The organism is Aeromonas sp. HMWF014 (genome assembly GCF_963878295.1).
In the GTDB taxonomy this organism is placed as follows: Bacteria; Pseudomonadota; Gammaproteobacteria; order Enterobacterales; family Aeromonadaceae; genus Aeromonas; species Aeromonas popoffii.
This window is the reverse complement of the sequence record NZ_CAWNYS010000353.1, coordinates 1-7,684: the sequence shown is the minus strand read 5'-3', so window position 1 is coordinate 7,684 and position 7,684 is coordinate 1. Positions and strand designations below refer to the sequence as shown.

Genomic DNA, 7,684 nt, shown 5'->3' with positions numbered 1-7,684 from the left:
GGTCAGCAGGAAGCGCAGCAATGCCTGCTGCTGATCGCTGCCGTTACGGGGCTCGGGGTCGGCTGGCTGGGCCAGATCCAGGGCTATGTCGCCATCGCTCAAGATGAGCTGCCCAAACACGGGTTTGAGCTCGTTGAGGGAGCGCCAGAAGTCGAGGTGCGCCCACACCTTGCCAAGACGCACAGCGAAACGGCCGGAATCGGGCGCTATCACCAGCTGTTGCAGTTCGAGGGCTGGGCCGCGTTGGGTCCAGTCCAGGCCGATGCGATCAACGCTGGCTTCCAGCTTGCTGTCGGCCAGCAGGGTGTCGAGCAGTGCCTGTCTATGCTGGTTGAGTAAGGGGCCACCAACGCGCACCAGACTGACCAGGATGGCCAGCAGCACGAAGAAGACCCCGAGGGCTAACCAGCCCCGACTCAGCCAGCGATAGACCAATTACATCATCACCACATCGAATTGTTCCTGACCGCAGAGCGGTTCACTCACCACCCGGACCTGCTTGCCGATAAACACCTCCAGCTCGGCGAGGCTGTGGGACTCTTCGCCCCGCAGGTAGTCGGCCACGGCCGGCGCAGCGTAGACGGTGAACTGATCCGCATCGTAGGCGCGATTGACCCGGATGAGCTCCCGCAGTATCTCGAAGCAGACCGACTCCACCGTCTTGACCCGACCGCGCCCCTTGCACTCGGGGCATTCGGAGCAGAGCACGTGCTCCAGGCTCTCGCGGGTACGCTTGCGGGTCATCTCCACCAGACCAAGCTGGGAGAAGCCATTGACGTTGGTCTTGGCCCTGTCTTTGGAGAGCGCCTGCTCCAGGCTGTGCAGCACCCGCCGGCGGTGATCCTCGGACTGCATGTCGATGAAGTCGATGATGATGATGCCACCGAGGTTGCGCAAGCGCAGCTGGCGGGCGATGGCCGCGGTCGCCTCGACGTTGGTATTAAAGATGGTCTCTTCCAGATTGCGATGGCCAACGAAGGCACCCGTGTTGATGTCCACCGTGGTCATGGCTTCGGTCTGGTCGATGATGAGGTAGCCGCCGGATTTCAGCTCTACCTTGCGATCCAGCGCACGCTGGATCTCGTTCTCCACGTCGTAGAGATCGAAGATGGGTGACTCGCCGGAGTAGTACTCCAGCTTGCCGGCCAGTTCGGGCACGTACTCCTCGGTGAAGCGCTTGAGCTGATCGAAGCTCTGGCGTGAGTCGACCCGGATCTTGTCAAGCTCGGCGCCGACGAAATCGCGCACCACCCGAAATGCCAGGCTGGGATCTTCGTAGAGGATCTTGCAGGGCGGGTATTTGTGCTTGCGCTCCAGGATCTTGCGCCACAATCGCTTGAGGAAGGCGGCGTCCTGCTCCAGCTCCTGCTCCCCCACCCCTTCGGCGGCGGTGCGAATGATGTAGCCACCGAGATCATCCACATAGCTGGCCACGGTACGCTTGAGGCGCTCGCGCTCCGCTTCGGATTCGATGCGCTGGGACACCCCCACATGCGCACTCCCCGGCATAAACACCAGATAGCGGGACGGCAAGGTGATGTCGGTGGTGAGACGGGCGCCCTTGGTACCCAGAGGATCTTTCACCACCTGCACCATGATGTCCTGCCCCTGGCGTACCAGCTCGGCGATGTTGCCAACCTGGAACTGCTCCTTCTCCTTCACCGCCACGCACTCGGTGTGCGGCACTATGTCGGAAGCGTGCAGGAAGGCCGCCTTGTCCATGCCGATATCGACGAACGCCGCCTGCATGCCGGGCAGCACTCGGCTGATCTTGCCTTTGTAGATGTTGCCCACTATGCCGCGCTTGGCCTGACGCTCTACGTGCACTTCCTGCAGCAGACCGTTTTCAACCAGGGCAACCCGGGTTTCGGAGGGGGTGACGTTCACCAGCAGTTCTACCGACATAAGTTACCTTGCCTTTCTAGTTTTAAATTCTGGCAGCCAAACCGGCACGTGCCCGGTGAGTAACGCAGTAAGAAACAGCCGGCGAGTTTCACCGACCCCTGCCTTGCCTGTGATGGCTTCAAATTCTGACCGCCATGTTCCGACCCTGTGCCTGCCCGCTGAACGGGCCTTGCAGAACACGGCTGGCGGATAGATTATCGAGACTGTTCCAGATGATGCTTGATCAGCAGATCTGTTTCCAGCAGGGGCAGACCGACCACGGCGCTGTAGCTCCCCTCGATGCGGCTGACAAACTTGCCTGCAATCCCTTGAATCGCATAGGCACCGGCCTTGTCACAGGGCTCACCCGTGCGCCAGTAGGCCTCGATCTCGGCCTCATCCAGCTTGCGGAATGCCACATTGGTGGTGACCAGGCGCACATCGCAGCGCTCCGGGGTCGCCAGCGCCACCGCCGTCATCACCTGATGCACCTTGCCGGAGAGCGCCTCCAGCATGTCTTTGGCATCGAGCAGGTCGGACGGCTTCTCGAGCACCCTGTCACCCAGCACGACTATGGTGTCGGCGCCCAGCACCGGCAGAGCCGCAGGGGCGGCGGCCACGCCGGCCATCGCTTTGTCACGGGCGAGGCGGCAGACGTAATCCTGTGCCTTTTCACCCTCTTCCCGCCGCTCCGGCACATCCAGTTTTAGCACCTCGAAGCGGTACCCCAGCTGGGCAAGCAGTTCATGGCGGCGGGGCGAGCCCGAGGCGAGATAGAGTTGCAGTTCGTTGTGCTTGTTCATATTCACTTAATGAGAGGAGGTAAGATTACAATGCATTGTTTTTGCACATATTCACTTGATATTGAAGCGGCGGCGCACCTTGCGCAAGACCAGAAACACCCAGGGCCATATTAGCATCGTGCTCAGGGTCGACCAAAAGTAGGCAAGATTGAGGCTGGCACGGCTGAACAGGTGTTCGGCCCAGAAGATGGTCACCTTGCCCACCAGCGAGAGGCAGCCGATGATCAGCGCCTGTTGCCAGAGGGAGAAGTTGCGGATCTTCTGAAACTGGAAGGCCGCCAGATAGGTGGTGATGGCCATGGCCATGGCCCGCACGCCGAGGGTGCTGCCCAGCAGCACATCCAGCAGCAGGCCCGCCACCCAGGCAGAGCCGACGTTGGTCCTATGCGGCAGCGCCAGCGCCCAGTAGATGAGCACCATGGCGAGCCAATCCGGACGGAAGGGTTCAAATTGAAAGGGAAGCGGCAGGATCGACAGGCACAGAGCCAGCAGAATCGAGATCCAGATCCAGATCCTGCCGCTGGCGGGTTGCAACATCAGTGCGTCGCTCCCGCAGTCGAGCTCAGCGCGACCGATGCAGCAGCCGGGGCCGGCGCCTCTTCATCATCATGCACGTCCGGATTCTTGTCGGTCCACAGCAGCAGCAGGTAGCGCAATCTGTCCAATTCCACCAGCGGCTTGGCCTCGACCTGGGCGAAGGGCTTGCCCTCCACATAGTCGGAGCGGGTCACGGTCGCCACCGGATAACCTTCCGGGAAGCGGCCGCCAAGGCCGGAGGTGACCAGCAGGTCGCCCACTTGCACGTCCGTGTTGCGCGGCAAGTTACGCAGCTCCAGCTTGTCCAGCTCGCCACTACCGGAGGCAATGGCACGCAAGTCGTTGCGCAGCACCCGTACCGGGATGCCGTGACTGGAGTCGGTAATGAGCAGGACGCGGCTGGTAGTGGAACCCACGTGCAGCACCTGACCTATCACCCCCTGATCGTTGATCACCGGCTGACCATTGTAGACACCATCCAGCGCCCCCTTGTTGATCAGCACCTGATGGCTAAAGGGGTCGGAATCCACCGACAGCAGCTCGGCCACCATCTTGCGGGACTCCTTGTGTACCGGGGAACCAAGCAGCTCACGCAGACGCTGGTTCTCGTGCTCCAGATGATCCATCTTGAGCAGGCGCGAACGCAGGGTGAACAGCTGTTGTTCCTGCTGCTTGGTTTGTTCGATGAGACCGGCCCGGGTCTGCACCTGGGTAGACATGGTATCGAGCATGATACCTGGCGCATTGGCCATGTATTGCAGCGGGCTGACGAGCGAACTGAGGTAGACGCGGACATGGGTAAACACACCGAAGCGAGAGTCCGCTACGATGGCAGCAATGGAGATGATGACGGCGAGAAACAACCGTAACTGAAGCGAAGGGCCTCTACCAAAAATGGGTTTCATGAGTCGTCAAAAAAGAGCCGGCGCGCTGGCCGGCTTTGGGTCTTATTCGTAGTGGAACAGGTCGCCACCGTGCATATCGATCAGCTCCAGCGCCTTGCCGCCGCCACGGGCCACACAGGTGAGGGGATCTTCGGCAACCACTACCGGTATGCCGGTCTCTTCCATCAGCAGACGGTCGATATCCTTCAGCAGTGCACCACCACCGGTCAGCACCATGCCGCGCTCGGAGATGTCGGACGCCAATTCTGGCGGAGACTGTTCCAGCGCCACCATCACGGCGGAGACGATACCGGACAGCGGCTCTTGCAGCGCTTCCAGGATCTCGTTGGAGTTGAGGGTAAAGCTGCGCGGCACACCTTCGGCCAGGTTGCGACCACGCACTTCGATCTCGCGTACCTCTTCGCCCGGATAGGCGGAGCCGATTTCGTGCTTGATGCGCTCGGCGGTGGCTTCCCCGATCAGGCTGCCATAGTTGCGACGCACGTAGCTGATGATGGCTTCGTCAAACTTGTCGCCACCGATCCGCACGGACTGGGAGTAAACCACGCCATTCAGCGAGATGATGGCCACTTCGGTCGTACCACCACCGATATCAACCACCATGGAACCGGTCGCTTCGGAGACCGGCAAGCCGGCACCGATGGCGGCAGCCATGGGTTCGTCGATCAGGTAAACCTCACGGGCGCCTGCGCCCAGTGCGGATTCCTTGATGGCACGGCGCTCTACCTGGGTAGAACCACACGGCACACACACCAGCACACGGGGGCTGGGGCGGAAATAATTGTTGTCGTGAACCTGCTTGATGAAGTGCTGCAGCATCTTCTCGGTCACGTAGAAGTCGGCAATGACGCCGTCTTTCATCGGACGGATGGCGGAGATGTTGCCAGGGGTACGACCCAGCATCTGCTTGGCGGCATGACCGACGGCAGCGACCGATTTGGCGTTCCCGCGCTCTTGGCGAATGGCGACAACTGAGGGTTCGTTAAGGACGATCCCTTGATCTTTTACGTAGATCAGGGTGTTGGCAGTTCCCAAGTCGATCGACAGATCGTTGGAAAAGACGCCTCTGAGCTTTTTGAACATGGCTACGGGAAATCCTAAGAATTTGGAGGTGCAGAAAACCGGCTAACTTTACCAATGCCCACCCCAATGGGCAAGCGCTCAAACTGTCGCCAACCCATCAGGCGCGACAAAAATGCGAGTCATCACTCACCCGCACAGGCAGACAAACGCTAATAAACAAGAAGATAGGGGGGAAGATCACGAAGATCCGCCGCCCCGCCTCCATTACGGCATTACTTCGCGCCGATAAATAATTCTGTCATTACCCCGGCTGGAGCCAAAAATGGCCTCCCCTTGCAGGGTAATTGGATCTGACAACCAGCGCGGCTGTGATGGCTGTTTTGACAAATCGACCTTGTAGGGGATGCGTACCGAGATCTCCGGCTTGGCAAACTGGAACATGATCTCGCCATCTTTGGCTCTAGCCAACATCACTCCCGGGGGCGGATCCCCCAGCCCCAACCTGATCTTGCGACTAGCGCCCAGATTCAAATCGCGACTGGTCGCATCAAACGTCTGACTCGGATTGAGGAAAGTGAGCCCCTGATTGGCCAAAGAGAGCTCCGTACATTGATCCTGCTTGTTCAACTGCCAGTTGCCCGCTTCGTAATATTGCATCTGCAATGGCACGGCCAACGGCGCAGAGGCCAGGCCAGCTCCCGTACCTGCCAGCAGGCGACCGAAATAGACTTGCATGGGCACACTGTCGATCAGACGAGCATTGCAGCCACTGCCGCTGCAATTGCCGACCACGGCATCGTTGAAGTTGGGGCTGGCAATCAATGTTTTGTCGCCATCGTTGTCTTTCATATACAGACCAAACAGCAAAGATTTGTATGGGCCGTCCTGTTGAGTATCGGAGAGACGCACAAACTCACTATTACCGGCAAACTGCGCCCGCCCATTGACCCAAGGCAGCGTCGACAAGCTGCGCAAGCGGCTCGACAGGGAGTTACCATCCATGTTGTTGGCAACCGAGAGATAGGCATCCCCCTTGGCAAAGAGCCCCGTATAGTTCCGGGTCTGACCACCAGTCGTGTTCCGGGCCAGCACATCCAGCGTGACGCCAAAGGGCTGCCCCATATAAGAGAACGCATTGCAGGCCGGCACTATGTCGCCACTGACCAGATTGAAGTCGGCCGGGATAAAACGGCCCACCGGCTGGCTCTGCGCAGAGGGGATGGTGTAAGTGAAGTAACCGTTGGCAGGCGGGGTCGCCGTCATTCTGAAGACCCCCACCTCGCTCACCGTCTGGTTGACGCTGTTGCTGCTGTTGGTCGCTGCCGCATGGTTATAGGTAGCAGTTCCCACCGCTGCATTGGTGCCGGGGGTTGGCGCCACCAGCGTACTGCCCAAGGCAATATTGGGCAGGGCAAAGTTGGGCGTGGTCTGATTCCCGACACAGATATCGCTATCATTGGCAGATTCCCAGGCCATCGCCTTGAGGTCTATCTGGAATGTCTCTCCCGCTTTTTTGAACACTGGACAGCTGCTATTACCTGCCGCACAGACACCTTGCGGGGGCGTAATGCACAGGCCGACAGGACGCGCCACAAACTGATCCGCGCCAAGCATCACCAGACCCGCCTCACTGCCGGTGCCATCATAACGAGCATCCAGTTGCACCTGACCAGCATCCGGGTAATTCACCGTGATAGTCGACTGTCCCTGAGCATCAAATGGGAGGGAAACAGGTATCGCAGTTCCCAGACTCGTGCCCAGCACGTTATTGTTGAGACTCATCTTGCTGTTGTAAGGGTTACTATTCGGAGAGATATAGCTGCTCCAGAATTTGACGCTCTTGGTCTGGCTGGCAAATCCCGGCACACACTGCTTGGTCACATCGCTCTTTTTGACCGCCTTGATGGTGACCGTCTGTGGCTGATTAGAGTAGGTATCCGGCACATCGAAGAAGAAGCCGCTGTCGGCAAAATTAAGGGTGCAGGCCGCAGCACTGGGAGTCCCGGCACCAGCCTTGCATAGGGTGGAACTGAATGGTTTGGTCGTCGGAGTCGAGCCGGACACCCCGATAGTGACCGCCGTGGCCGTGTTGTTGCGCAGCTGCACTGTGGTAGAGCCGCCACTGAAGGTCACCGTATTACCGTTAATCCAACCATTGCTCGCAGAAGTAGGCGTAAGACTCAGGGTCGCGGTCACAGGGTCTGTGATCAAGGTGGTGCAAGCCGCATTGGCGCACGCCTTGACCGTCACTGTCTCGGGATTACACGTCAGTGCCTGACCGGAGTGATCGAGCTGGAAGTGATCGATCTGCACCCCGACCGGCCGAGAATTCAGCGCACAAACTTCCATGTCATCCAATTCGTGATTATTGTTAGCACCTCCTGTTGATCCAGTGAGCGACAACAAAAAATCTGCAGGAACCAGCTCCTGCCCAGCAGTTGCCATGGCATTAAATGGGGGAACCAAGGCTACGAATCCCGCGCCACTATCTCTTTCTAGAGACACCATGGAACGGCCTGCAATGCGTGAGTC

The 7,684-nt window shown here is 59.2% G+C and carries 7 protein-coding genes; all 7 read right to left on the bottom strand.

Going from position 1 to position 7,684, the window contains the following annotated elements; all coding sequences use genetic code 11:
* On the bottom strand, window positions 1-435 hold a 435-nt coding region (locus tag AAC083_RS14660; protein ID WP_441296521.1), incomplete at its 3' end, for a YhdP family protein.
* The gene (gene rng / locus AAC083_RS14655) at window positions 436-1,905 is read right to left on the bottom strand and encodes a ribonuclease G (RefSeq protein WP_042037955.1); all 1,470 of its coding nucleotides are present in this window, start codon (window positions 1,903-1,905) and stop codon (window positions 436-438) included.
* 194 nt (window positions 1,906-2,099) lie between these two features.
* Complete coding sequence (locus tag AAC083_RS14650; RefSeq protein ID WP_042037957.1) at window positions 2,100-2,687, bottom strand: Maf family protein; 588 nt, start codon at window positions 2,685-2,687, stop codon at window positions 2,100-2,102.
* A gap of 51 nt (window positions 2,688-2,738) precedes the next feature.
* Window positions 2,739-3,224, bottom strand: coding sequence for a rod shape-determining protein MreD (gene mreD / locus AAC083_RS14645; protein WP_042037959.1), 486 nt, complete (start codon window positions 3,222-3,224; stop codon window positions 2,739-2,741).
* Entirely contained in the window at window positions 3,224-4,129 is a 906-nt protein-coding gene (gene mreC / locus AAC083_RS14640) for a rod shape-determining protein MreC (protein ID WP_108536988.1), read from the bottom strand. The genes mreD and mreC overlap by 1 nt, the downstream gene beginning before the upstream one ends.
* A gap of 42 nt (window positions 4,130-4,171) precedes the next feature.
* Complete coding sequence (locus AAC083_RS14635) at window positions 4,172-5,212, bottom strand: rod shape-determining protein (RefSeq protein ID WP_005308111.1); 1,041 nt, start codon at window positions 5,210-5,212, stop codon at window positions 4,172-4,174.
* Window positions 5,213-5,416: 204 nt separating this feature from the next.
* On the bottom strand, window positions 5,417-7,684 hold a 2,268-nt coding region (locus AAC083_RS14630), incomplete at its 5' end, for a DUF6701 domain-containing protein (RefSeq protein WP_339736073.1).